Raw genomic sequence first — 25,026 nt, 5'->3', positions numbered from 1 at the left:
AGAAACCCCAGCACGGCCCCGTGCTGCGGCCGTAGCTCCGGATGCCCCTGCTCGGCCAGCGTCTCGAAGAGCTCCTTCTGGATCGAGAAGAGCAGCCGCGTGGACAGATTCCCGAGGTCCGGATCCTTGAGCTTGCGCCGCACTGCGACACCATCCTCGTCACCGTTATGGACTGTCACCATTCGTCATAATAATGGGCACAGAGAGACAGTCCGGGCTGCTGTCGCGGATTCGGCGTGGATCCGCCCCCTCACTGACCGGTCATGTGCCGTGTGCCGGCCGTGGACCCCTGGTCGCGCAGGTCGATGAACATCTTGGGGCAGCGTGCGGCGATGACTCAGTTCCGCCGCCAGGGCCGGTGAGGTTCCTGGGCACAGGGACGCTGCTGAGCAGTCTGGTGGCCCGCACCGAGCGGATCCGTTTGTTCCCGGACGTGGCCAAGCTGCCCCTGCGTCATCCGCCGCTGATCCCCAAGTCGGCCGCCACTCTGGACGTCATCAACGGTGGCCGGTTCGAGCTGGGGCTGGGGCGGGCGGCGCGTCGGCTCCGAGCGCGAATCGTGGATCGTCGGCGACCAAGGCCCCGTACTGTCGGCTTCCGGCGGCGGGGCCGGCTGGGGCCGGCGCTTCTGCAGCCCGGAGAAGGACGTGGCCGCCCGCCGCTGATCGACCCACCGGCCCGCGACACCGCAACGGAGCAGAGGAAGCAATGGACAACGCATTCAAGGACGTTCCCCCCACCACCCTCGCCGAACTGCTGGGCCGAGAGCAGGTCATGGACATCGGTATCCGCCCGCTGTGGGACTCGCCGCGCGTCGCGGGGCCCGCGTACACGGTCCGGTGCGAGCCCGGCGACAACCTGATGCTGCACGCCGCCATCTATCGCGCCGAGCCGGGCTCGGTCATCGTCGTGGAGTCGGGCGACGTGGACTACGCGCTGGCCGGCGGCAATGTGTGTGCCGTCGCCCAGAGCCGGGGTGTCGCGGCCTTCGTGGTCGACGGCGTCATCCGCGACCTCGGCGAGGTGCGAGAGGCCGGCTTCCCGGTCTTCTCGCGCGGCGTCATCCCGATCCCGGGTACCAAGAAGAAAGTCGGTGCGCTGGGTGAGCCGGCCCGCGTCGGGGGTGTGCTGGTACATCCCGGCGACATCGTGGTCGCCGACGAGGAAGGAATTGTCGTCACCCCGGCCGCCCGCCAGGAGGAGATTCTCACGGCCGCTCAGGCGAAGCTCGCCGAGGAGGCGGATGAGTCCCTCGATGCGTGGGAGAAGAATCATCGCGCCCGCGTAGAGAAGGCGCTGAGCGAACAGGGCTTCACGGGCTGACCGGACCACCCTCCGCACACAGACTTTTCAGCGGCGCAGCCCGGGACAGCACCCGGGATGCGCCGCTGCTTTCCGTTGCCCATCGCACGGCTTCGCCGCGCGGAAATCGAGCAGGACGCCTTCTTCTCGCGAACTGCTGCGGCCGGGGCCTTCGGGGACCGGGAGGCTCGGGGCGGGTCAGCCCTGTTCGCTGATGTTGACCATCCACGCGACGCCGAACTTGTCCGTGCACATGCCGAAGACGTCGCCCCACATCTGCTTCTCCAGCGGCACCTGCACGTTGCCGCCGTCGGACAGCTTCTCCCAGTAGCCGCGCAGCTCGTCGGCGTCCTCCCCGCTCAGGCTCACGGCGTAGTTGTTGCCCGGCTTGTACTCCATGCCGGGCGGATTGTCCGCGCACATCAGCGTGAAGCCCTTCTCGGTCTCCAGCATGCTGTGCATGACCTTGTCGCCGTATCCGGGGGGCGCCTCGGAGCCGAAGTCGCCGTACGTGTGGACCGACAGGTTGCCGCCGAAGACGCCCTTGTAGAAGTCCATGGCTTGCTTCGCTTCACCGGAGAAGCTGATGTACGGGTTGAGACGAGAGGCCACAGCTTGATCCTTTCATGATGGTTTGTCAGGAGTGCAGACTAGTCCCGGACCGCTTCTGTGGCAGAGGTGAACCGTTCGTGTCCGCGGCCGTTCCGGAAGTGGCGATGTTTCGCGCGGTAACGGCAGTCTGGGCGGACCGATTTCGGGCATGCGTCAAGGAGTCGCGCGGCAATGGCTCGTCATTGTTGTACTTACTCGTGTTCCAGAAAGCGGTGTCGTCCGGCCGGCGGATGGCTCGACTCCCGCCTCCTTAATCGCGGGGCGATGCGGAACTCTTGTTCCTCGCAGGGAAGTTGTGCAAGGGTGAGCCCTCTCATGTCCGAACAAACGCCCTTCTGATCAACCGTTCGAATTCTCTGCGGGCGATCCCTTCCAAAAGAAGCGGTGTCGCCACCGGATGGTATGGACCAACAGGTCCGCTCCTTGTCGACCGGCTGTCGGCATCCACCGGCCGGAGCCGAGGTCGCTCAGCAACCCCCCACCGCAATGCCATGGATGGAAAGAGCCCATGCAGCACCCCAGCACGCCCGGAAACGTGCCCTCTTCGCAGGCCGGCCGCATACCCGGGGTCTCCGACGAGGAGCTTGCCGCCACGCTGCGCGCCGGGGGAGCGGGCCAGAACGCCCACCCCGTCGCCGCGCTGCTGGCCCGGCACTGGCAGCCCGTGTTCGACTACGCGACCCTTTGCGCGCCCTCGGCCAAAATCGCCTCGATGCTGGCGACGGCGGCATTCGCGCAACTTATGGAGAATCTCGCGGGAGGCGGCTCGGCCGGTGGGCTGCGGCCCCATCTGCTGGTGACCACCCGTCATATCGTCAAGGCCTGGGCCGGTGACCAGCGGATCACCGCGATGCTGCCGGGGCTGTCGATTCCCGAACCCCCGGCCGAGAATAGGCAGCTGATCTCCCGGGCCTTTCACGCAATGCCGACGACCGCCCAGGTGCTGCTCTGGCATGCCGAGGTCGAGGTCGAGGGGATATCCATACCGGCCGGTTTGCTGGGTATTGATCCGCGCGTCGCCTCCGACCAACTCGACCATACGCGCGAACAGTTCCGGCAGGTCTGCGTACGCGTGCACCGGGAGCACGCTCCCACCGGGGAATGCCGCCACTACAACCGTCTCCTCGACATATCGCTGCGCCGTGGCGGGGCACTGATCCCCGACATCCAGGTGCACCTGTCGGAATGCCCTTACTGCCGTTACGCAGCCGACCAATTGCGGCAGTCCGAGGGCCGGCTCGGCGTTCTGATCGCCGAGGCGCTGCTGGGGGGCGCCGCGCCGTCCTATCTCGCGTCCCGGCCGGGCCGTCGCCGCCACGCCCGCCTGAGGGAAGGCCGGCCGGGGGCGCCCGGTGGCCGGGGGGCCGGGCGGCACTCCCGGGGCGGCGGCCGGGGCCTGGCCCTGCCGTCCCTGGTGCTGCGCGGCAGGCGGGCCGCCGTGGAGAGGGCGACACCGGCCGCCCTCGGCCTCGGTGCCGCCGTCGCCGCCACCGGAGTGCTGGCCGTCGCCCTCCTGGCCACCTTGTGGTCCGACGACAGCGACCACGCGGGCCCGACCGTCCCCAGCGGGTCGGTCACCGGCACGGCTCCGTCCGCGCCCGGCGTGAGCGAGGCCGCGCCGACAGCGCCGACCACACCGGGCGCGCCGACGCCGTCCGCGTCCCTGCCGGGCGCACCGGCCCCGCAGCCCTCGGCCACCTCGGCAGGCCTTCCGAGCGGTCCGCTCACCACGAGACTGCGCAACGTCGAGGCCGACCTCTGTGCCGACTTCGCCGGCAGCAAGGCGAAGAAGGACGTGGACGTCCTGATGGCGGCGTGCTCGTCCTCGTCCCCGACCCAGCAGTGGGTGTACGAGACCGACGGCAGGCTGCGCAGCGCGGCCGCGCCCGAGCTGTGCCTGAACTCGCGCGGGCTCGACGGCGTCGTTGTCGCCGGCGCCTGCACGGGCCGCACGGCGCCCGACTCCGGCGACGTCCGGTACGACCTGACCATCCAGGGGCACGTCGTCCCGCGCTGGAACGAACGGCTCGCGGTCGTCCCGGCATCGACCGACCCGGGCTCGCCCCTGGTCGTGAAGGTACGGGACGACTCGTTCGGCCAGGTCTGGGCGACGGACGGCGTCCGCCCCGGCCCCACCCAGCAGTCGGCGCCCTACACGGAGGAGGTGGGCGGTCCGCCGCCCGGTGGTGAGCGCTGCGTCCCCGAGACGTGCGAGGCGCCCCCGTCGGCCCCGGGGCCTTCGCGGCCAGCCGCGACGCCGGAGACGCGCTCCGAGGGGAGCCTCCGCCGTGCGAGCGACGACGCACCGGACACGAAGGAGCGTTCCCGCCGGGCCGTGATCCCGGTGCTGCTCCCGGTGCCGGAGGCCACCCGGCCTCCGGCCGCGGACGAGTCACCGACCGAGGGCCCCTGACCACCGGGCCGTGAACCCGGTGCTGCTCCCGGTGCCGGAGGCCACCCGGCCTCCGGCCGAGGACGAGCCGCCGACCGAGGGCCCCTGACCACCGGGCCGTGATCCCGGCCCGTGGCTCCGCGCCGCCTGCCGGAACGGCCTCGGCCGCACCGCGACCGACGGGCCGGCTGCTCCGGCGAAGTGGCGCGGTGAGCCCGTCCGCACCCGCCGCTGACGCCTGCCGCACGTGGCGGCGGGCGCCCGCAGGGCCTCCTCCGCGTCGACGACGCGTGCCGACGGGCAGCCACCGGCCCGCAAACGAGTCCGCTGCGGCCGGCGGCGGAACGGCCCCGGGGCCGGGCGGACGGCTGCATGGGCCCACCGCCGACGCGACCGTCGAAAGGCCCCGCCGGCCGTCAGGTCCCCGCCGGGCCCACGATGCCGCGGACGACCGACAGGTCCACGAGATCCTGCGGGCGGAGGCGGAGTTGGCCGGCCGTGCGGGGGACTTCGGCCGGGTCGCGTTTGAGAATCGCGGCGGCGAGTTCCGGGGCAATCACCGAGAAGTAACTGTCCGGCGTCGCCCACGTGTTGCCCGGCGCCGCCAGCGCCAGCGCGCCCCCCGATCCGCCCTCGCCGATCAGCAGGCTCGTCAGCGGTGTGCGGGCGGCCGCCATCGCCGTGAACAGCTCCGCGATCGCCGCGCCCGCGCCCGCCCGCTCCGCCTCGGCGTCGTTGGCCGCGCCGGGGGTGTCCACGAGCGTCAGCACCGGCAGTCCGAAGCGGTCCGCCAGCCGCACCACGCGCGCTGCCGTGCGGTAACCGGCCGGTCGGGTCGCGGTCCCGGCCTGGGCCGCGTACGCCACCGGCCGGCCCTCGCGCAGCCCGACGCCGCACAGCATCCCGGGGTCGTCGCCGCCGCACCGGTCTCCGCGCAGCGGTTCGCGCCGGGCGAAGTAGTCGTCGAGGTACGCGCCCGCCCGTGGCCGGTCCGGGTTCCTGGCCGCCCGCACGGCGTCCCAGCCGGAGCCCGGCGGCCGCCCCGCCCCGCCCAGCGCGCGCGGCGGGGGAGCGGCCTCGGCCGGCGCCTCCGATCCGAGAGCCGCGGCCCAGAAGGCGACCGTGTCGCGCAGCGCCTCGGGCCGTACGACGGCGTCGATCTGGCCCGCCCCGAGCTGCCCTTCGGCCGTGTACGCCGCCGGGTCCGCGTCCGGGGGCCGTATGCGCGATCCCGCGAAGCCGACCTGCGCGCCGGGCAGCGCCAGGGTCACGTCGGCGCCCGCGCCGAGCGTCGCCCACCCGCCGCCCGTCGTCGGATCGCGCAGCACGGCGATGTGCGCGACACCGGCCTCGCGCAGCAGCACGGACGCGCGTGCCACCCGCTGGAGCTGGGACAGCGCGATCATCCCCTCCTGCATCCGGCTGCCGCCCGTCGCGATCAGGGAGACGAGCGGGCGGCGGCTCTCGCGGGCCAGGGCGTACGCGGCCTCCAGCCGGTCCCCGGCGCTCTGGCTCAACGACCCGCCGAGGAAGCCGAATGCGAAGGAGATCAGCACGCACGGGCGCTCCCCGAGCGTCGCCTCGCCGTACACGACGGACTCTGCCGAGCCGGTGCGCCGCGCCGCCCGTTCGCGCGCCGCGCCGTACCCCTCCCAGTCCAGCGGGCCGTCGCCCGCGCGGGGCGGTTCGGCGGCCTCGTGCTCGGTGAAGTCGTCGCAGACCAGCGCTATCGCCTCGCGGGCGGTCAACCGCTCAGACATGGAGCGCCCGCTTCATGATCTTGCCCATGTCGTTGCGGGGAAGGACGTCGAGGAACCGCACCTCGCGCGGCCGCTTGTGCGGGGCGAGCTGGCCCGCCACATGCGCCGCCAACTCCTCGGCCGACGGCGGCTTTTGGGGATCGGCCGCCACGATCCACGCGACGATCCGCTCGCCCAGGTCCGCGTCCGGCTCGCCCGTGACCGCGGCCTCGCGCACCGCCGGATGGTCCAGCAGGACGTTCTCGATCTCCCCGGCGCCGATCTTGTAACCGCCGCTCTTGATCAGGTCGGTCGCCTTGCGTCCCACGATCCGCACGTATCCGTCCGCGTCGCGCACGGCCATGTCCCCGGTGCGGAACCACTCCCCGTCGAACGCGGCCGCCGTCGCGTCGGGCCGGTTCAGGTACTCGGTGAACAGATGGTCGCCGCGTACCTGGATCTCGCCGATCGTCTCCCCGTCCGACGCCGTGATCTCCGTGCCGTCCTCCTCGACCAGTCGCAGCGAGACCCCGCGCAGCGGCACGCCGACCGTCCCCGGACGCGCCTGGCCGTCGACCCGTACGCTCGTGTTCATCAGCGTCTCGGTCATGCCGTACCGCTCGATCACCCGCCGCCCGGTCGCTGCGGCGATCCGCTCGTGGTCCGGCAGCGGCAGGGCGGCCGACCCCGACACCAGCAGGCGGGCGCCCGCCAGCGCCTTCGCGAGTTCGGGGTCGTCGTCCAGCGCCTCGGCGAGCCGGTGGTACATGGTGGGTACGCCGAACAGCATGGTGCCGCCCCGCCCGAGCTCGCGGGCCACGCCCTCGGGGGTGAACCTGCCCAGGTGCCGCACCTGGCCGCCGCGCCGCAGCGGGCCGACGACGCCGAGGATCAGGCCGTGCACATGGAACAGCGGCAGCGCGTGCACCAGGACGTCGTCCGCGCTCCACTGCCAGGCGTCCTGGAGCGCGTCCAGCGTCGTGGCGACCGCGCGGCGCGGCAGGACGGCGCCCTTGGGCGGGCCGGTGGTCCCCGAGGTGTAGACGACGAACGCGGGCGCGCCGGGCCCCGGTTCACCGGACGGCACCTCGCCGTCGCCCGCCACCGGCACGTCGACGCGTTCCAACGAGCGTAGGGCGGAGGGCAGTTCGTCGCCCGGAGCGGCCAGCACCAGTGACGGCTCGCTGTCCGCGAGGATGTGCGTGAGCTCCCGCCCGCCGGTCTTCGGGTTCAGCGGTACGACGGGTACGCCGGCGAGCAGCGCCGCGACCGTGCCGACCGCGGTCTCCAGCGCCGGCGCGGCCCACAACGCGACCCGCCCGCCGGCCGCGGCGGAGCCGATCCGGACCGCGAGAGCTCCGGCGGCACCGGCCAGCTGCCCGTAGGTCAGGGACCGTTCCCCGAACCGCAGGGCGACCCGGTCGCTGTGGTCAGGGCCGGCCGTGGCTGTCAGCGCCGGGAACAGGGAACTCACTCGTCGACCTCCTGGTGTCGCGTGCCGTGCACGGCAGGCTCATGGCAGTGCTTCCCGTCGCCCCATTGTCTCCCCGTGGAGTGGCGGCGACCTGAACCTGCCTCGAACCGGACGGCCCTATCGCCGGGAGGTGACCGGATGCGCGTTCCGGGAACCGGCCTCCGGCACGGGCGGGACGGTCCGCATCCGGCCGTACGCGTACACGCACCCCGCGAGGGCCAGGTCCGACAGCAGCATGAAGCCGATCGCGTACGAGTCCTTCGCGCTGTAGATCGCGCCCATCACCAGCGGCGGCACGAAACCGCCGAGACCGCCCATCGCGCCGACGATGCCCGTCACACTGCCCACCTGCGCCTGCGGGGTGACCTGCGAGACCAGCGCGAACACGCTGCCGCTCGCCGTGCCGAGCCCCGCCGCCGTCGCCGGCAGAGCGATCGTGCCGACCGGGTACAGGCCGGGGTCGAAGGCCTGCACGATCGCCGACAGCGCGACGACGGCGAGCGCGCCGGCGGTCACGACCGCGGGGTGCGCCCGGTCCGACAGCCGGCCGCCGATCGGCCGGAAGACGACGGTCACCAGCGCGAACGCGGCGGCCCTCGCGCCCGCGTCGGTCGGGCTCAGCTCGTACCAGGTCCTCAGGTACGTGGGCAGGTAGACGCCGGACGCGACGATCCCGCCGAACCCGATGGCGTACAGCGCCGAGAGCTCCCACGTCACCCGCAGCCGCCCCGCCCGGCCGAGCCGCCGCCCGAGCGAGGTGGTGGGCACCGTGCGGTCGGGACGGTCGGTGAGGAGCAGCGCCGCGAGTACGGCGTACGCGGCGAGCGCGATCGCCACCACGACGAACGGCAGGTTCTCGCCCCGCTCGGCGATCCGCGGCGTGAAGTAACCGGACAGCGCCACACCGCCCATGCCCATGCCGAAGACGCCGAGCGCGAGACCCCGACGGGCAGGCGGGAACCAGGAGTTGACGAGCGGGATGCCGATGGCGAACGTCGTGCCGCCGAGCCCCAGCAGGAACCCGACGGCGAGCAGGGCGCCGTACGAGTCCCGCGCCGGGATCAGCAGGAGTACGGGCACGACGGTGAACGCGGACACCAGCGGGAACATCAGCTTCGCGCCGTACCTGTCGGTGAGCGCTCCCACCGGGACCCGGCCCAGTGAGCCGACGAGCACCGGCACGGCGACGAGCAGCGCCTGCTGGAAGGAACTCAGGTCAGCCGCTCCTTGTACGTCCCGCCGAGCGGCGAGACCAGGTTCCATGCCCAGAAGGTGAGCGTGAAGCCGACGGTGGCCGTGATCAGGTTGCGGTACGCGGCTGCGGAGGGCTTCGCGGGGGTGTCCACGCGCCCAGTCAAGGCGTCCACCAGGGCAGGGTCGCGCGGAACTGCTCCGTGCGGGCGGTGCGCGACAGGGACGCTCAGGGCAGCGGGAGCGCGATCTTCACGGCGTAGACGGCGACGAGCCCGAAGCCGATCCGGAAGGTCCACGCGCGGGCGGTGCCGGAGATCCGGGCCCCGGCGTAACCGGCGGCCGCCACGAGGAACTGCTGCCACGCGAGCGAGGCGACGAGCACGCCGCCGACGAACACGGCCCCGGCCGCGCCGCTCCGGAGGGCCGCGCCCTGGGCGGTGGTGAGGGCGGCGAAGTAGAGGGCGGTGGTCGGATTGACGGCGGTGAGTGCGGCGAACCGTGCGAACACCCGCGCGAGCCGCGCCCGCGCCACAGCCTCGTCGCCCCCGCCCCGCGTGACCCCGTCCGCCGGGCCGTCGCGCGGCCCCCGTACGGACGACCACAGGCCGTGCGCCGCGATGGCGGCCAGGATCAGGGCGGATGCCAGGCGCACCCATGCCTCCACGCCCGACAGCGCCGACGCCACCCAGGGGCCCAGGGCCGTGGCCACCGCCGCGTACGACATGTCGACCACCGCCACCGCGGACGCCGCAGCCACCGCCGCGGCGCGGTCGCGCATCGCCTCCTGGACCAGCAGCACGCCGATCGCGCCCACCGGTACCGCCACGCCCAGTCCGGCCACCGCTCCCGCGCCGGCCGTCGTCCATATCTCGGTCATGGGCACACCGTGGTGCGTCCGCCGGTCGTCTCGCGGTCGTATGACGGCGTCGGCTGCGACAATCGCGGTATGGACGGCCTCGACAGGGAAATCCTCGGCGTGCTCCGCGAGGATGCGCGGATCTCCTACCGCGATCTCGGCGTCCGGGTCGGCCTGAGCGCCAACGCCGCCGCCGACCGGGTGCGCCGGATGGTCCGGGACGGGACCATCCGCGGCTTCACCACGATCGTCGACCCGACGGCCGGTCCCCGCCCCGGCCTCGTCGTCTTCATCGACATCACGCTGCGCCTCGACACGACGAACGAGGAGTTCGAACGGGTCGTGCTCAAGCTGCCCGGCATCACCGAGGTCGTCCATGTCACCGGCGCGCACGACTACCTCGTACGGGCCACGGCGGCCGACGCCGCCGAGCTCGACGCCCTGCTGCGGACCCTCAAGCGGGAGGCCGGTGTCGCCCAGTCCAGCACCCGTATCGCCCTGCGCGACGCGCGTGCGCCTGCCGGGAGGACGCCCGGGTGACCGTGGTCAGCCGTGCTCAGCCGTGCTCAGCCGGCCGCCGTCCTCAGGCGGCCCGTCGTCGGTGACCCGCAGCCGCACGCTGCGGCGCCATCGGCCCCGCCGGGTCCGCGACGTCCTCGTCACCGGGGCTCATGCGCCGCTTCCGAGCGGTCCTGGTCGTCAGGGTCCGGACCGGCGCCGGGCGCGTCGTCCTCCCCGCCCGCCCCGGACGCGGACACGGCCCCGAAGGACGACAGGCCGTGTGCGTACCCCGTCCCGTCGGAGGACTCGTCGAAGTCGATGTCGTCGGCGAGCGGGTCCAGCACCATGGGCTGGATACTGCCCTCCAGCATCGCGCCGAGCCCGAGAATCGTGCAGGTGTCGGGCCGTTCGGCGATCCGCACCGACATACCGGTGGCGTCCCGCAGCATCTGGTCGAGTCCGGGGAGCAGCGCGCTGCCGCCGACCATCACGATGCCGCTGTCGACGAGATCGGCCACCAGGTCCGGCGGGCAGTGGCGCAGCACCTTGCCGATGCCGTCGAGGACCGAGGTGAGAGGCGTGTGGATGGCCTCCCGTACGGCGGCGGTGTCGACGCGCACCGAACGGGCGAGTCCGGTGGCCACGTCCCGGCCGTGGATCTCGGTGGACGTCGGGCCCTGCGAGGTGAGGCCGTTGCCGTGCAGCGCCAGTTGCAGGGGACGCACGGACTGGCTGGGGAGCATCAGGGCGTGCTGGTGCCGCAGGTGCTGGATCACCGCGTGGTCGATCGCGTTGCCGCCGATCGGGATGCGTTCGGCGGTGACGATCGAACCGAGAGAGAGGACCGCGATCTGGGTGGTCGCCGCGCCGCACACCATGATCATGTTCGCCGTGGGCTCTTCGACCGGGAGCTTGCAGCCGACGGCCGCGGCGATCAGCGTGTCCACGAGCTCGACCCGGCGGGCGCCGAGACCGACCAGCGTCTCCACAGTGGCGCGCTGCGCGAGCGGGTCGGAGTCGTGCGGGGTGCTCGCGGCGGCGCGCAGCCGGGGCTTGCGGCGCAGCTGGCGGCGGAGTTTTTCGCCGAGCAGGTGCCGCAGCATGCGCTGCGCCATGTCGATGTCGACGACGGTACCGCCGCTGACGGGCCGTGTGACGCGGATGTAGTCGGGCGTCCGGCCCGTCATCTTCTCGGCGAGCGTGCCGACCGCGATCAGCGCGCCGGTACGCGTGTTCACGGCGGCGACGCTGGGCTCATCGACGACGAGGCCCGCGCCTTTGACGAAGACACGGGTCCTGGCCGCCCCCATGTCCACGGCGACATGGCAACGGCGCAGCTGCTCAAGGCTGACGGTCACGGCAGATCCTCCCGAGTGCGGTACGTGTTCGCATCGTGCGATCGCCCGGGGCCGTGCGCGCGCTGGGCTGCGCCGGTTGGGGGCACTGCGGTCTGACACTCCGCCAGATGAGCAGGACGCACCCGGGCGGCGGCGCGTGCGTGCGTCAGGCACGCGTCCCGGCCGGTGCTCACGCCCCGTCAGATGAGGCGCTGCAGAAGCCCCCAGGTGAACTCCGCGATCCGCTCGCCCTCGCCGGGCGGCGTGAACGCCAGGCGCCATCTCGTCGGTGCCGATCCCTCCAGTGGCCGGGCCGGCGCGAACGCCCTTGCCACCTCGTCGACCGTGCACGACCAGGGCCGCAGGTCCGCCGTCGTCCGCAGCTCGGGGCCGGCCGCCCCCGGGGCCCGTACGAGCCATTCGTTCCACACCGCCCCGTTCTTCGCGGCCAGGACCTCGAAACGCAGGTCGGGCCAGAGCGGCACCGGCCACTGCAGCGCGTCGCACTCCAGGTCGCCGATGCGCCGGTGCTCGACCGACTCCGGTGTGCCGAGCACCGAGCGGTAGCGGGTCAGGGCTCCGCGCGCCCGGGGCGAGCGCACGATCGCCTGCCAGCGGCGGTTCGCCTCCCGCATCTGCGCGAGCGAGACGCCGAGCTCGCGCCGGGCGTCCTCGACGAGGTCCGGCTGGTGGTCGGCCATCCGGCGCAGCAGCACCAGCTGGAAGTCGAGCGGTCCGAAGGGGGCGGTGGCAACCATGCCCGACATCCTGCCCGGAGGATGTGACGGCACAAGCGAGCGGGCACGCCGGGGAAGTGGAGATTCCACACAGGATCCTCACACTCCGACCCACCGCCCGTACCCCGGTGCCGCATACTCTCCGGGGGCCATGGATTACTGCCACCCGTGCGGACGGCACCTCAACGGCGCGCTGGCCTGTGCCGGGTGCGGCACCCCCGTCGAGGAGCTCCGTCACCACTCCACCAACGCGCCGGACACGGGCCACGTCTACGAACTGGACGTGGAGCCCGAGCCGGCGCGGCCCGGGCCGCGTGCCGCGCGCCGTCAGGCGCAGTCGCGCCGCAAGCCCGCGTCCGCCGGGCGCCGGGCGCGCAAGAGGCGTGGGCGCAAGGTGGTCCTGGGGACGTTCGGCCTGGTGCTGGCCGCGGGCGCGCTGAGCCTCGCGGAGCTGGCGATCGAGGGGTCCGGCGGTGACGGGGCGGCCACCACCGTCAAGGAACAGGACGTCGTCGAGACGGAGACGATCGAGCCGTCGGCCGCCGAGGACACCCCGGACGGTCCGGGCGAGGTGAGCGAGAAGCCGGTGATGTCGTCCGGCTCCCCGCGCCCGGCCGGGAGTGCCACCGGGACGAAGAAGGACGAGGGTGCGCCCGCGACGGGCGCGGGCACGGGGAGAGGCGACGGCGAGGGCCCGGCGCCTTCCGCCTCCGCGTCGGCCGGTGACGGCGCCTCCCCGTCCGCGACGGACGGCCCTCCCGGCGACGCCGATCCCAGCGGGAGCGGCCGGCCGACCTCCGGTCCGGGCGATCCGGATGATCCGGAGCCGCCGGGGGAGGAGGAGCCCCCGCCGCCGGAGCCCTCGCCCACGCAGACCTGCGACCGCTTCCTGTGGTGGTGTCTGTGACACCCCCGCGGTGCCGGTGACGCCGGCCCGGCCGGCGTCCCGCGTCGCCCCCGGGGCTACTGCTCGGGGCGCTCGCCCAGCATCCGCCTGAGCAGGTCCCTCAGCGCCGTCCGCTCCTCCGCGGACAGCTCCGCCAGCGGCTCGCGCGCGAAGTCCAGCGACTCGCGCAGCCGCTTCGCCGTGCCGCGCCCCTCCTGAGTGGCCGCGGCCAGCTTCACCCTGCGGTCGCCCGGGTCGGGGCGCCGCTCCACGAGGCCGCGCGTCTCCAGGCGGTCCACGATCCCGGTGATGTTCGACGGCTCGCACCTCAGCTTGTTCGCGATCCGGCGCATGGGCAGGGGCTCCAGGGAGAGCAGCCCCAGCACCCGGGCCTGGGCGCCGGTGAGGGAGTGCTCGGCCGCGGCGCGCTCGTACTCGTCGTGGTAGCGGGCCACGACGGAGCCGATGAGCTCGACGACTTCGAGGGTGAGGGGGTCTGTTCCTGGGATGGCCATGGGTCTCAGGATATCCGGATACTTGACAACATTAAATATCGAGGAGCATGGTTGTTTGAGGTAGTGAAGCATTCCTAGGAGGAACCCAGCATGTCCGCTCTTCCCGCGTCCGGCCGCGAATGGCACCTCGTCGCCCGCCCGCACGGCTGGCCCAAGCCCGAGGACTTCGCCCTGCGCGAGGCGGAGGTCGCCGAGCCGGGCGAGGGCCGGGTCCTCGTGCGCAACCTGTACTTCTCGGTCGACCCGTACATGCGCGGCCGGATGAACGACGTGAAGTCCTACGTCCCGCCGTTCCAGCTCGACCACCCCATGGAGGGCGGCGCGGTCGGCGAGGTCGTCGCGTCGAACGCCGAGGGCTTCGCGGTCGGCGACCACGTGCTGCACGGCCTCGGCTGGCGGGAGTACGCGAGCGTGCCCGCGCAGCACGCCGTCAAGGTCGACGCGTCGCTGGCGCCGCTCTCCGCCTACCTCGGCGTGCTCGGCATGACCGGCCTCACCGCCTACGCGGGTCTGTTCGAGGTGGCCTCCTTCAAGGAGGGCGACGTGGTCTTCGTCTCCGGCGCCGCCGGCGCGGTGGGCAGCCAGGTCGGCCAGATGGCCCGGATCAAGGGCGCCTCGCGGGTCATCGGCTCGGCGGGCTCCGACGAGAAGGTCAAGCGCCTCGTGGAGGAGTACGGCTTCGACGCCGCGTTCAACTACAAGAACGGACCGGTGGCCAAGCAGCTGAAGGAGGCGGCCCCCGACGGCATCGACGTCTACTTCGACAACGTGGGCGGCGACCACCTGGAGGCCGCCATCTCCTCCTTCAACGTCGGCGGCCGGGCGACCATCTGCGGAATGATCGCCCAGTACAACGACACCGAGCCGGCCCCCGGCCCGCGCAACCTCGCCCTGATCATCGGCAAGCGGCTGCGCCTTCAGGGCATGCTCGTGAACGACCACTCCGCCCTCCAGCCGCAGTTCGTCCAGGACGTCGCGGGCTGGATCGCCTCCGGCGAGCTGAAGTACGACGAGACCGTCGTCGAGGGCATCGAGAACGGCTACGACGCCTTCACGGGTCTGCTGCGCGGCGAGAACACCGGAAAGATGATCGTTTCTCTGGCCTGAGTCGTCACCCGTTAGGCTCTTCCCCAGCCGTCGCGATCGTGGGCGCGAGTCGCGGCGAACCAGCAGGAGGAAGACGTCATGTCCATCCAGCAGTCCGAGGTGCTCTACACCGCTGTCGCCACCGCGGAGAACGGCCGTGACGGCCGAGTCGCCACGAACGACGGCACCCTCGACTTCGTCGTGACCCCGCCCAAGGAGATGGGCGGCAGCGGCGCCGGGACCAACCCGGAGCAGCTGTTCGCCGCCGGCTACAGCGCCTGCTTCCAGCAGGCCCTCGTCGTCGTCGCCCGCCAGGAGAAGGCGGACATCACCGGGTCCACGGTCACCGCCGAGGTCGGCCTGGGCAAGAACGACGACGGCTTCGGCCTCATCGTCAAGCTCTCCGCGAGCATCCCGAACGTGGACGCCGCCACCGCCAAGGACCTCATCGAGAAGGCCCACCAGGTCTGCCCGTACTCCAAGGCCACCCGCGGCAACATCACGGTCGACCTCGCCGTGTGACACGCATGACCGAGGGCCGCACCCCGCGCACGGGGTGCGGCCCTCGTCGCATGCCCGGCGGTCGGCCGCCGGTCGTGTTCAGCGAGTCAGCAGCGCCCGGCCGATCTGTGCGAACACGCCCTTGGGGTGCGCCCGGAACAGCGGCTCGGTGCCGAACAGCACCACCGGCGCCCCGGCCTTCGACGTCCCCGAGACGACCGACGCACGGCCCGCCGCGTCCTGGGGGCCGCCCTTGCCGTCCTCCGCCGCACGCCAGTGGCCGGACACGAGCGGGTTCCCGGAGCCGTACGACTGCTCGACGCGCACGCCGCTGCCGAGGCCGGTGAACCAGCCCGGCGAGTAGACGAACGTGTGCGCCGGGGCGCCGCCCGTGATCGGGCCGTCGGCGTTGGTCACGCGGACCACGCCGTTGGCGTCGCCGTTGCCCGCCACCGCGGTCACGTCCAGCAGCGAGGCCGCCGCGTTGAACGCCGCTCCCTGCTCACCGAGCCCGACCACGCCGACGCCGCTCGCGCCGAACGCCGCCCGGGCGGCCGGGGTGAGCTTCGCGTGGTCCAGGCCGGACGACACGAACAGGGCGTCCACCGCGGACCAGTCGAAGCCCGCGTTGAGCACCTGCGTCGACACCGGCACCACCGCGAAGCCCATCTCCCGCAGCGCGAACAGCTCGCCCGGAGTGACGGCCGCGGCGACCCGGGTGCGGTGCAGCGGCGCCGTGCCCTTCTCCTTCGTCGCCTCGAACGCGACCCCGAGCCGGTCCGCCAGCACCCGTGCGACACCCCGCGCCGAGCCCGGCACGACCGCCGCGCCGTCCGCCGTCCGCCGCACCTGGACCCCCTGCGCCAGCAGGGAGTTGAGGGCCGCGATCTCCTTCGGGTCGTCCAGACGCAGCCGCAGGTCGCCGTACGGGGCGACCCGGCCGGTCGGCGACGCTGCGTGCACCGTGCGCGTCGGCACACGCGGCGCGTCCGAGACGGACTTGTCCACCGTCGCGCCCCACAGCAGCCCCAGGCTCCAGCCCGAGATGTCGTACATGGCCGAGACGTCCGCGCTGATGTCGCGTCCCTCGGCGAGGATCACATTGGCCAGACCGCGCTTGGGCTGGTGCATGTCGACGACGTACGAATCGGCCGGGTAGGAGCGCCTCTCCAGCCGGAACGGCATGCGCGCCTGTTCCACGCGCACGTCGTTGGCGACCAGATGGTCCACCAGCCGGCCCGCCGCCACCGCCGACCTCTGTGAGCCGCCGGCCGGGATCACATAGGCCCGCGGGAAGGTCGCCGTGTACACGTCCTCGGGACCGATGCCCGGCACGCCCGGCACGGTCTCCTCCGACACCGGCCGCTGCGCCTCGCCCGCCGCGCCCCGCCGGAACGTCTCGATCTGGTCGGCGATCACCGACGTGCGGTGCGCGTGCGTGTAGGCGAGCGTCGCCCGCATCGCGGCGCCCGCGATGTCGGTGTTGACGACGGCACGGCGACGCAGCTCGGCGACGGGCAGCGCGTCGTAGTCGCGGTTGTTGACCCGCATCGGGAACTCGATGGTGTGCGAGGCCACCGTGCCGTGGAACGGCATGTACTGCGGGGTGAAGATGGGCGGCCAGTCGTCCCAGCCCTCCTTCTCGTCCCGAAACGGGATCACGGCGGGCCGCACCCCGTCCTTGTCGAACGTGTAGCCGAGGCCGTTGACGGCCTTCTCCATGCCGAGGGCGTTGGCGTACGCGTTCTTCAGGAAGAGGTCGTACTCGTAGTTCTCGCCGTGCGGCGGCGTCGTCGGCTCGATCAGCGTGCCGTTGACGTAGCCGTGCAGATCCAGCATGACGGCCGGCTGCTTGTCGATCGCGATTTGCCGGATGGCGCGCGACTCGGGCTGGGTCGCGGTGATGAAGTCCCGGTTCAGGTCGAAGCCGCCGGAGTTGGCGCGGGTGCCCGCGATCCGGCCGTCCGGGTTGGCGGTCACGTTGAGGTAGACGCGGTTCTTCGCGAGCAGGTCGGCTGTGCGGGCGTCCTTCGCCTTCGCCAGCTCCTCGATGAGCTTCAGCGCGGCGTCCGTGCCCTCCCACTCGTTGCCGTGGATGTTGTTGTTGATGAACACGGGCGTCTTGTACGCCGCCTTGATGCGCGGGTCCTTGGCCGCGGCCGCCGGCGCGTTCTCGATCCGCTCGCGCATCCGCTCCTGCTCGCGCGCCTGCGCCGCGCTCTCCGGGGCCGTCACGGTGACGAGGTACAGCTCGTGGCCGCCCGCCGAGTGCCCGGCGACCTCGACGCTGACCCGGTCGCCCAGCTGCTGCAGGGCGTTGAGGCGCGGTGCGATCCCGTGGTACGGGACCAGGCCCAGCTTGATGGACTTGTCGTCCGGGTTCGCCGGCGGGACGTCGAGCGTCGTCTCGCGCGGGTAGCCGCCGGTGCGCGTCCGCAGGCCGGACGCCGGGCCGCCCAGGGCATCGGCGGTGGCCGACGCGGGCGCCCGGGCTGCGCCCGTGTCACGTCCGCCGCCCTCCCGCAGGGGATGGGGCCGCGGATCGTCCCTGCCCGGGGCCGCGGTGGCGGCCGGCGGTACGAGCAGAGCGCCCGCGAGCGCGGCCGCGAGGCCGGCGGTGATCAGTACGGGTCGGGATGATCCCATGCGGTACGGACCTTTCCAGTGCCGGAAGAATCGATACGTGATCAGTACACGATCAGTACGCGAGGTCTACCGGTTCGGCTCCCGAACAACAAGAGCCACACCGATAAGCTGTGCGTATGCGTGATCTCGGGGTGGGCTTCGGCTACTTGATGAAGGGCCAGCGCTGGGTCGGCGGGCACGGCCGCTGGTTCGGCTTCGGGCTGCTGCCCGGCCTGGTGACTCTGGTGCTCTACGCGGCGGCGCTCACCGGCCTCGCCTGGGGCGCGGACGACCTCGTCGCGTGGGCCACGCCGTTCGCCGACGACTGGTCCTCGCCGTGGCAGGGCGTCCTGCGCGGCACGCTGACGGCCCTCGCCTTCGCCTTCGGGCTCTTCCTCGCCGTGATCACCTTCACGGCGGTGACCCTGCTGGTCGGCCAGCCGTTCTACGAGTCGCTGTCCGAGCACGTCGACCGCACCGAGGGCGGCGAGGTGCCGACGTCCGGCCTGCTGCTGTGGCGCGAACTGTGGATCTCCGCACGCGACTCGGTGCGGATCCTGCTGCGCGTCGCGTTCTACGGAGTGCTGCTCTTCGCCTGCGGGTTCATCCCGGTGATCGGTCAGACGGTCGTGCCCGTGGTCGGTTTCTGCGTCTCCGGCTTCTTCCTCACTGAAGAGCTGACCGCCGTCGCGCTCCAGCGTCGCGGCATCGAACTGAAGGAGCGGCTGGGCCTGTTGCGCGGCCGCCGGCTGCTGACGCTCGGCTTCGGCGTGCCGCTGACGCTGGCGTTCCTCGTCCCGTTCCTGGCGGTGTTCCTGATGCCGGGCGCGGTGGCGGGCGCGACGCTGATGGCACGCGACCTGGTGTCCCCGCGGGGCGAGGACGACACCGCGGGGGCGGCCCCGGCGGCGCCCGCCCCCGGGCAGCCCCCGTACGGCTTCACCAAGTCCTGACCGGCGGCCCGGCGTCGTTCGTTCTAGCGCGCGGCCGCGTCCGCGGGGAGCTCCAGCAAGGCGAGTCCCCGTCCGCCGTCGCCCGCGTCCGCCAGCAGCGCGCCGTCCGGGCCCCACACCGCGCTGCCGCCGCGGCACTCGCCCACCTCGCAGGTGCCGACGTGGTTGGCGAGCAGCACGTACAGGCCGTTGTCCCGGGCCCGCACCGGGCAGACCTTCTCGAACGAGTCGTTGCCCGCCTCCAGTACGGAACTGGCCACGTACACCCGGCAGTCGTCCGCCGCGGCGGACGCGGCCACCTCGGGGAACCGGTTGTCGTAGCAGATCGCGACCGAGAAGCGGACCCCGTCGAGCTCGAAACGGCCCTCCACGGTGCCCGCCGTGAAGACCTCCAACTCCTCACCGTACAGGTGCGTCTTGTCGTAGCGGGCGAGCAGTTCGCCGTCGGGGCCGATCACCAGTGCCGAGATCGCCGGCCGGTCGCCGTCCGTGCGGGCCGCGCAGCCGATCAGGGCGGCCGTCCCGGTCGTACGGCACGCCTCGCGCACCGGTTCGAGCCGGGGGTCGTCCTCGGCCAGCCACAGGCCGGGGTCGGCCGCGATGGGGGCCAGGGCGTAACCCTGGGCGGCGAGTTCGCAGAAGGCCACGAACCGGGCGCCCTGTCGGGCCGCTTCGCGGATCAGGGCCGCCATGCTGCCGATGTTGGCCTCGACGTCGCCGAGAGTCGACGGGAACTGTGCTGCTGCGATCTTCATGCGGCCATCATCACCGTCTCGTCATCCGGGAGAAAAGCCCGGACGGCTCACCACCGTGCCGCCCCTCGTGCCAGCATCGCCGTATGACCGAAGTGATCGCAGTGGCCGTCATCACCGTCCTCGCCGTCATCAGCCCCGGCGCCGACTTCGCCATGGTCGTGCGCAACAGCTGCCTGTACGGCCGCACGACGGGCCTGTTCGCCGCCGCCGGTGTCGCCGCGGGCGTGCTCGTGCACGTCACGTACACGATGCTCGGCGTCGGGCTGCTGATCGCCTCGTCCACCGAGCTGTTCACCGCCATCAAGATCGCCGGTGCCGCGTATCTCGTCTACATCGGCTTCCGGACCTTCACCGCCCGCACCGAGATCACCGTCGACCTGGAGCGGCGGAAGGAGGGGCTGACGCCGCTGGGTGCGCTGCGCGGCGGTTTCCTCACCAACGTCCTCAACCCCAAGACGACCCTCTTCGTGGTCTCCACCTTCATGCAGGTCGTCGGACCGGACACGGCGACCTGGCAGCAGGCCGGGTACGGGCTGTTCATGTCGGTGGCGCACCTCGGCTGGTTCGGGCTCGTCGCGCTCTTCTTCTCGCAGCCGCGGCTGCGCGCCGCCCTGCTGCGCCGGCAGCGGGCCCTCAACCGGGCCATCGGCTCGGTGCTCGTCGGCCTCGGCGTCAGCCTGGGCTTCGCCCGCTGACCGAGGGGACATGAGGCCCCGCCCGGGACGACGCCGGACGGGGCCCGAAGCAGCGGCGGTCAGCTCACCTGGAGCGCCGTGTCGTCGATGAGGAACGACGTCTGCAGCCGGGAGCCCTCCGTCCCGGTGAACCTGAGGGTCACGGTCTGCCCCGCGTACGCGCCGAGGCCGAAGCTCCGCTGCACATAGCCGCTCGTGGCATGGAGGTTGGAGTACGTCGCCAGGGTGGACAGGACCGTGCCACCGCTGTTGAGGACCTGCACCTTGAGGGTGTCGTAGGCCGTGGTCGTCGTGGTCTCCGCCGTGTCGACGCGCAGGTGAAAGGTGAACGCGGCCGTCGTGCACCCGGACGGGACGGTCACGGTCTGGGCGAGCGTGTCGGTGTGGGCGGTGCCGTAGCCGTTCAGCCACGCCTTGTACGAGCCGGTGCGGGCCGGGCGGGCGGGATCGTTCGTGATGACGCCGCTCGTGGCGGTCCAGGAGGCCGCGCCGGACTCGAAGCCGGGGTTGGCGATCAGCTGGGCGGCGGTGCAGGTGCCGCCCCCGCCGCCTCCGTCGCCGGTGCCGCCCGAGAGCCACTCGGTGGCGTTCAGGGCGAGGGCCGCGTTGGTGCCCGCGGTGTCGTTCCAGCCGTCGTAGAGGGTGTTGCCCGCCTGGCCGGTGCCGTCGTCGATGGGCGAGCTGTCGCCCCAGAACGCGACCCGGCCGCTGCCGAACGTGCTGGTGACGAAGAAGGCCCCGGTATTGCCGGAGTGGCCGGGCCGGTAGACCAGGCCCTTGACCGAGGAGTTGGCCGACGGCTTGAGCGTCGCCGTGGTCCCGCTGCGGATGATGCTGCCGGTCACCTTGCCGAACGGACCGTTGAGCACCGGGTCGGTGGTGCTGCTGACGGCCTTCGGGTTCTCGCTGCCGATGCTGAGCGAGTCGACCGAGAAGCCGAACGGGTCGGTGCTGTCGACACTGTTGTTGCTCATGAGGTCGTTGACGACCTCGACGCCGTCGTAGCCGTCGTTGTCGCGATCGGCCCCGCTGTGGTTCGGGATCACGAAGAGGCCGCCGCCGTTCTGCACGAAGCGCATGACCGCGGTCTTCTCGGCCGCCGTCAGCAGCACGTTGGGCTCGGGCAGGACGAAGGTGTCGAAGTTCTGCAGGTCCAGCGCGGCGCCGGAGCCGTAGGCGATGGTGCTGCCGGGCGGCAGGGTCTTCAGCGCGTAGTCGCCGGTCCTCTGGAGGGCGACGCCCCACGAGGAGATGGCGCCGGTCCAGCTGGTCTCCGTCGAGGGGGACGGGTTCTGCCCGAGCGGGTCGGGCTGGCTCGTGCTGATGATCCAGTCGGCGTTGCCCGCCGTCTCGGCCTTGCTGTTGTCGAACAGGACACGGTGCGGTTCGGCGGCGGCCGCGGTGGGGGCGGTGGCGGCCTGTACGGCTCCGGCGGTGAGCAGAGCGGCGGCGAACAGGGCGAGGACGCGGGCGAATCCGCGTCCGGTGCGTCTGGGTCCGAGCATCCGGCATACCTCCGTGAAGGCGGGGGAGAGGCGGTGCGGGCGTCGAGTCTGCGCGCGTAGAAATGCGCCCGGCGCACGAGCGGGCGGCCTTTGATTGAACGGTACATGTCCAATAAGGGCCCCGGCAGCGGCCCCGGCCCGCACCCGGACAGCGGCGGTGCGGGCCAGGCGGCGGCCGGGGATCAGCCGGTGGATTCCGCCGTCACGCGGATGATCGCCCGCACCTGCGCGATGATGTCCAGCCGGTTGCGCACGAACTCGGGGTCGGTGACCTCCGTCGTGTTCCCGGCCCCGAACTGCAGCACCGGGGTGTGCACGTGGCCGCCGGGGACGGCCAGGCCCAGCCGGTCGCGGAGCAGCGTCGCGCGGTAGGCGATCTCGTTCGAGAGGTAGTTGCCGCCGCCCCCGGCGCGCGCCGCCGAGCCGGGGGTCGGCCCCTCGGGCCGCACCACCGCGGGGCCGCCGCCCGCCGGGACCTCGGTCACCGACGTGTTGTCGAAGACCGGGAAGCGGCCCGTGTCCGCCGCGGTGATCGCCGCGTACGGGAGCGTGGTCGTCGTCCACTGGGGCTGCGTGGCCGGGTCGTCGACCGGCACCGTCTCCGTACGGGAGACGTTGTCGTTGTCCGGGAACCCGCCACGCCAGGCGCCGTTGAACCGCTCGATGTCGACCCGTCCCACCCGGCCCTGACTCACCGTCGTGAACAGATCCGCCTCCCGCAGCCGAGGCCGCAGCGTCCGCTCGACCGTGCCGTCGGCGAAGTCCTGCCAGCGCACCGGGAAGACGGCCGTCTCGATCCGGGCCGGCCCGTCCGCCGTACGGATCCAGGTGCCGTCCAGCGCGAGCGCGGTGGCGCCGGACGGGTTGCTGATCCGGATGTCCCGGTCCAGTGTGAACGGGTCGAAGCCCGTCATCACGATGCGCCTGATCCCCTTGCCCACGGGGAAGTCCATCGAGTCCTGGCCGCGCGTGCTGCGCTCCAGGCGGTCCAGCAGGCGCGCCCGCTGCGCGTCGTCGAGACCGAACGACGGCTCCCACTGGCGCAGATGCGCCGTCATGCCGAGCCGGGCCCAGTACAGCGGCCGGTCGTCGTCGCGGCTCAGGTCGCCCCGGGCGGGCCCGCGCCCCTGCGCCCGGTCCACGGCACGCTCCCACAGCGCCGCCCCCTGCCGGACGACGGTCCGCTCCGCCTGCCCGTAGGACCCGGCCCCGGCGAGCGCACGGGTGAAGGCGGGCGCCACGCCGTCGAATCCGCTGCGCCGCAGGATCTCCTGTGGCACGGCCCGCTCCAGGCGCTGCTCCTCGACGGTGAGAGGCCGCGCGTCCGAGGCCCGCGCCGCGTCGGCGGGTTGCGCCGCGGCGGTCGGCGACACGGTGAGGGCGAGGGATGCGGAGGCGAACAGGGCGACGCCGAGCACGTCCAGGCGGGCGCGTATCCGGGACACGGGAATCCTTCCGTCGGGTGGGCGGAAGTATCGCGGGCGGGGCGCTGCCGTCGCTACCGCGCGCCGCCGTCCGCCTGCCCGGCCGGGTGCCCGGCGGGCGGCTTCGCGGCCGTGACGTTGCGGTACGCGATCTCGGCCAGCCGCTCCTGACCGTCCCGGTTGGGATGGAACCAGTCCCAGCGGCTCAACTGCTGCCCGCTGAAGCGGTAGTCGAACACCGCGCCGCCGTCGTAGCGGCAGCGGTCGTCCTCGGCGCAGACGTCCTCGAGGACCTCGTTGTACGCGACGATCCGCTGCCGGACGGTGTCCCGGCGCTGCTGCGCCGACAGGCTGTCGTCCTCCGCCTCGCCCAGCATCGACGCACAGATGCCCAGTTTCCAGATCTGACTGCCCACCGGATCGGCGCGGCCCGTCGACCACAGGCGCTTGAGGTCCGGCACGCTCGACACGTACACCTGGGCCTTGGGCGCGTCCTTGCGCAGCCGGGCCATCGACGCCTCGAACGACGCGCGGAACGTTTCGACGGGCGTCATGCGCTCCATGGTGTCGGCGCAGGCGTCGTTCGCGCCGACCATCACCGTGACCAGCTCCGGCTTGTGCGCGGCCGCGAGGGCCATCTGTGCGGGCAGATCCGCGACGTCGGCGCCGGAACGGGCGTGGTTCCAGCTGCGGGCGGCGGCGCCGGCCGGTCCGAGCAGACGCAGCGCGAGGCTGTTCACCCGGGTGTCCGTGCCGGTGGCCCACGACACTTCGGGGCAGTCGGCGAAGAGCGAGCAGGCGTCGAAGCCGCGCGTGATCGAGTCGCCGACCGCGGCGAGGGAGCGCGGGGTGCGGTCCCAGGGAGGAGTCGGGCTGGGACTCGGCGTGGGCCGGGAGGAAGCGGAGCCAGGTCGTCCGCCCTGCTGTGACGAGGAGTCACATGCCGTCAGCACAGCGGCCGACAGGGTGACGAGCGTCACGGCGACGATCCCTGCCCCACGCCTGCGGTACGTCCTCGCGCGCTGCCGCATCCCCGTGTTCCCCTTCTGCGACCCGGCGGTCGGACTCCTGCCGAGTGAAAGCTTCGTGCGTACGGGTCCAGGACCGACAGTACGCCATCCCTCCCGGGCCCCCGCACGGTAGCTTTTTCCCGTCGACCCAGAGGCACCCCCGCCCATCGGCGCCAGTAAATTACATCACGTCACATGTTGTCCCTTTTGCGGAGTTCCGCTCCCGATGCTGTTTACTGAGGCCGCTGGGAAGGTGATCCTCGTCCCACACTGGAGGTCCCGGTGACGACACGTGGCGTTCTGTACGTTCACTCCGCACCGCGCGCGCTGTGCCCCCACGTCGAGTGGGCGGTCGCGGGAGTGCTCGGCGTGCGGGTCCAGCTCGACTGGGTCCGCCAGCCCGCGTCGCCCGGGACCTGGAGAGCGGAGTTCTCCTGGCGCGGCGAGGCCGGGACGGCCTCCAAGCTGGCGTCGGCGCTGCGCGGCTGGCATCTGCTGCGCTTCGAGGTGACGGCGGAGCCGTGCGCGACGGCCGAGGGCGAGCGCTACAGCGCGACGCCGGAGCTGGGCATCTTCCACGCGGTCACGGGCATGCACGGCGACATCCTGGTCCCCGAGGACCGCCTGCGCGCCGCGCTGGCGCGTTCGTCGCAGGGGGAGACGGAGCTGGAGGCGGAGATCGCGAAGCTGCTGGGCAAGCCGTGGGACGACGAGCTGGAGCCCTTCCGCTACGCGGGCGAGGGCGCGCCGGTCCGCTGGCTCCACCAGGTGGTGTGACCGGGGGTTTGTTCCCCCAATCCCCCACCCCGCCCCTGCCCGTAACCGGGGCAAGCCCCGGACCCCGTACCGCGCTTCGCGCGGTGTCCTCAAGCGCCGGACGGGCTGCATAAGCAGCCCCGCCGGCGCTTGAGGCGCGGGATCCCGGAC

The 25,026-nt window shown here is 72.6% G+C and carries 22 protein-coding genes and 2 pseudogenes; 10 read left to right on the top strand and 14 right to left on the bottom strand.

Features of this window, described 5'->3' with window-relative positions; translation table 11 throughout:
- Positions 1-182 (bottom strand): annotated as a pseudogene (locus tag ACWD0A_RS32075) (hypothetical protein); the annotation flags it as partial.
- Positions 183-193: 11 nt separating this feature from the next.
- Here ACWD0A_RS32075 and ACWD0A_RS32070 point away from each other — a divergent pair.
- The gene (locus tag ACWD0A_RS32070) at positions 194-862 is read left to right on the top strand and encodes an LLM class flavin-dependent oxidoreductase (protein ID WP_451303850.1); all 669 of its coding nucleotides are present in this window, start codon (positions 194-196) and stop codon (positions 860-862) included.
- Complete coding sequence (locus tag ACWD0A_RS32065; protein WP_451303852.1) at positions 754-1,323, top strand: RraA family protein; 570 nt, start codon at positions 754-756, stop codon at positions 1,321-1,323. Before ACWD0A_RS32070 ends, ACWD0A_RS32065 begins: the two co-directional genes overlap by 109 nt.
- Before the next feature lie 177 nt (positions 1,324-1,500).
- Here ACWD0A_RS32065 and ACWD0A_RS32060 read toward each other — a convergent pair whose 3' ends face one another.
- Positions 1,501-1,914 carry a VOC family protein gene (locus tag ACWD0A_RS32060; protein WP_451303848.1) on the bottom strand — a complete coding sequence of 138 codons (414 nt, stop codon included), beginning with the start codon at positions 1,912-1,914 and terminating at the stop codon, positions 1,501-1,503.
- 508 nt (positions 1,915-2,422) lie between these two features.
- Here ACWD0A_RS32060 and ACWD0A_RS32055 point away from each other — a divergent pair.
- Entirely contained in the window at positions 2,423-4,327 is a 1,905-nt protein-coding gene (locus ACWD0A_RS32055; protein ID WP_451303846.1) for a ricin-type beta-trefoil lectin domain protein, read from the top strand.
- A gap of 395 nt (positions 4,328-4,722) precedes the next feature.
- Here the strand turns inward: ACWD0A_RS32055 and ACWD0A_RS32050 are convergent, their stop codons facing one another.
- From ACWD0A_RS32050 to ACWD0A_RS32035, 4 genes and pseudogenes are all read right to left on the bottom strand, one after another.
- Positions 4,723-6,066, bottom strand: a complete 1,344-nt coding sequence (locus ACWD0A_RS32050) for a carboxyl transferase domain-containing protein (RefSeq protein WP_451303844.1) — start codon at positions 6,064-6,066, stop codon at positions 4,723-4,725.
- Positions 6,059-7,519, bottom strand: a complete 1,461-nt coding sequence (locus ACWD0A_RS32045) for an acyl-CoA synthetase (protein ID WP_451303842.1) — start codon at positions 7,517-7,519, stop codon at positions 6,059-6,061. The genes ACWD0A_RS32050 and ACWD0A_RS32045 overlap by 8 nt, the downstream gene beginning before the upstream one ends.
- A gap of 117 nt (positions 7,520-7,636) precedes the next feature.
- Positions 7,637-8,865: pseudogene (locus tag ACWD0A_RS32040) on the bottom strand (MFS transporter).
- Between the two features lie 74 nt (positions 8,866-8,939).
- Positions 8,940-9,590, bottom strand: coding sequence for a hypothetical protein (locus ACWD0A_RS32035; RefSeq protein ID WP_451303840.1), 651 nt, complete (start codon positions 9,588-9,590; stop codon positions 8,940-8,942).
- Positions 9,591-9,659: 69 nt separating this feature from the next.
- Here ACWD0A_RS32035 and ACWD0A_RS32030 point away from each other — a divergent pair, with 69 nt between their 5' ends.
- Entirely contained in the window at positions 9,660-10,109 is a 450-nt protein-coding gene (locus ACWD0A_RS32030) for an Lrp/AsnC family transcriptional regulator (RefSeq protein WP_451303838.1), read from the top strand.
- Between the two features lie 119 nt (positions 10,110-10,228).
- Here ACWD0A_RS32030 and ACWD0A_RS32025 read toward each other — a convergent pair whose 3' ends face one another.
- Positions 10,229-11,428, bottom strand: coding sequence for a rod shape-determining protein (locus ACWD0A_RS32025; RefSeq protein ID WP_451303836.1), 1,200 nt, complete (start codon positions 11,426-11,428; stop codon positions 10,229-10,231).
- A 179-nt stretch (positions 11,429-11,607) separates the two neighbouring features.
- Positions 11,608-12,174: a hypothetical protein gene (locus ACWD0A_RS32020; protein WP_451303834.1), complete on the bottom strand. Its 567-nt coding sequence runs from the start codon at positions 12,172-12,174 to the stop codon at positions 11,608-11,610.
- A gap of 121 nt (positions 12,175-12,295) precedes the next feature.
- Between ACWD0A_RS32020 and ACWD0A_RS32015 the strand changes: the two genes are divergently transcribed.
- On the top strand, positions 12,296-13,051 hold the full coding sequence (locus ACWD0A_RS32015; RefSeq protein ID WP_451303832.1) for an SCO2400 family protein: 756 nt from the start codon (positions 12,296-12,298) through the stop codon (positions 13,049-13,051).
- A 56-nt stretch (positions 13,052-13,107) separates the two neighbouring features.
- Here ACWD0A_RS32015 and ACWD0A_RS32010 read toward each other — a convergent pair whose 3' ends face one another.
- Entirely contained in the window at positions 13,108-13,545 is a 438-nt protein-coding gene (locus ACWD0A_RS32010; protein ID WP_451303830.1) for a MarR family winged helix-turn-helix transcriptional regulator, read from the bottom strand.
- 90 nt (positions 13,546-13,635) lie between these two features.
- Between ACWD0A_RS32010 and ACWD0A_RS32005 the strand changes: the two genes are divergently transcribed.
- Both ACWD0A_RS32005 and ACWD0A_RS32000 read left to right on the top strand, forming a co-directional pair.
- Positions 13,636-14,652, top strand: coding sequence for an NADP-dependent oxidoreductase (locus tag ACWD0A_RS32005; protein ID WP_451303828.1), 1,017 nt, complete (start codon positions 13,636-13,638; stop codon positions 14,650-14,652).
- A gap of 78 nt (positions 14,653-14,730) precedes the next feature.
- Positions 14,731-15,153, top strand: coding sequence for an organic hydroperoxide resistance protein (locus ACWD0A_RS32000; RefSeq protein WP_451303826.1), 423 nt, complete (start codon positions 14,731-14,733; stop codon positions 15,151-15,153).
- Between the two features lie 78 nt (positions 15,154-15,231).
- Here ACWD0A_RS32000 and ACWD0A_RS31995 read toward each other — a convergent pair whose 3' ends face one another.
- Positions 15,232-17,778: a M14 family zinc carboxypeptidase gene (locus ACWD0A_RS31995; RefSeq protein ID WP_451303824.1), complete on the bottom strand. Its 2,547-nt coding sequence runs from the start codon at positions 17,776-17,778 to the stop codon at positions 15,232-15,234.
- 116 nt (positions 17,779-17,894) lie between these two features.
- On the opposite strand from ACWD0A_RS31995, the gene ACWD0A_RS31990 reads away from it, so the two are divergent.
- Complete coding sequence (locus ACWD0A_RS31990) at positions 17,895-18,710, top strand: EI24 domain-containing protein (protein ID WP_451303822.1); 816 nt, start codon at positions 17,895-17,897, stop codon at positions 18,708-18,710.
- 23 nt (positions 18,711-18,733) lie between these two features.
- On the opposite strand, the gene ACWD0A_RS31985 is transcribed toward ACWD0A_RS31990, so the two are convergent.
- Positions 18,734-19,465 carry a carbon-nitrogen hydrolase family protein gene (locus ACWD0A_RS31985; protein ID WP_451303820.1) on the bottom strand — a complete coding sequence of 244 codons (732 nt, stop codon included), beginning with the start codon at positions 19,463-19,465 and terminating at the stop codon, positions 18,734-18,736.
- A gap of 83 nt (positions 19,466-19,548) precedes the next feature.
- Between ACWD0A_RS31985 and ACWD0A_RS31980 the strand changes: the two genes are divergently transcribed.
- The gene (locus ACWD0A_RS31980) at positions 19,549-20,160 is read left to right on the top strand and encodes a LysE family translocator (RefSeq protein WP_451303818.1); all 612 of its coding nucleotides are present in this window, start codon (positions 19,549-19,551) and stop codon (positions 20,158-20,160) included.
- Between the two features lie 59 nt (positions 20,161-20,219).
- Here ACWD0A_RS31980 and ACWD0A_RS31975 read toward each other — a convergent pair whose 3' ends face one another.
- The 3 genes from ACWD0A_RS31975 to ACWD0A_RS31965 all read right to left on the bottom strand — a co-directional run bounded on the left by ACWD0A_RS31975 (position 20,220) and on the right by ACWD0A_RS31965 (position 24,120).
- A complete protein-coding gene (locus tag ACWD0A_RS31975) occupies positions 20,220-21,665 on the bottom strand; it encodes a hydrolase (RefSeq protein ID WP_451303816.1) in 1,446 nt (481 codons plus the stop codon).
- Positions 21,666-21,847: 182 nt separating this feature from the next.
- Positions 21,848-23,110, bottom strand: coding sequence for a pyroglutamyl peptidase (locus tag ACWD0A_RS31970; RefSeq protein ID WP_451303814.1), 1,263 nt, complete (start codon positions 23,108-23,110; stop codon positions 21,848-21,850).
- A gap of 53 nt (positions 23,111-23,163) precedes the next feature.
- Positions 23,164-24,120: a GDSL-type esterase/lipase family protein gene (locus ACWD0A_RS31965; RefSeq protein ID WP_451303812.1), complete on the bottom strand. Its 957-nt coding sequence runs from the start codon at positions 24,118-24,120 to the stop codon at positions 23,164-23,166.
- Positions 24,121-24,381: 261 nt separating this feature from the next.
- Between ACWD0A_RS31965 and ACWD0A_RS31960 the strand changes: the two genes are divergently transcribed.
- Positions 24,382-24,876 carry a DUF3145 domain-containing protein gene (locus ACWD0A_RS31960; RefSeq protein ID WP_177153428.1) on the top strand — a complete coding sequence of 165 codons (495 nt, stop codon included), beginning with the start codon at positions 24,382-24,384 and terminating at the stop codon, positions 24,874-24,876.
- The last annotated feature ends 150 nt before the right edge of the window (positions 24,877-25,026 follow it).

It is taken from the genome of Streptomyces sp. NPDC002867, assembly GCF_053591895.1.
This window is presented reverse-complemented; position numbering and strand designations above follow the sequence as displayed.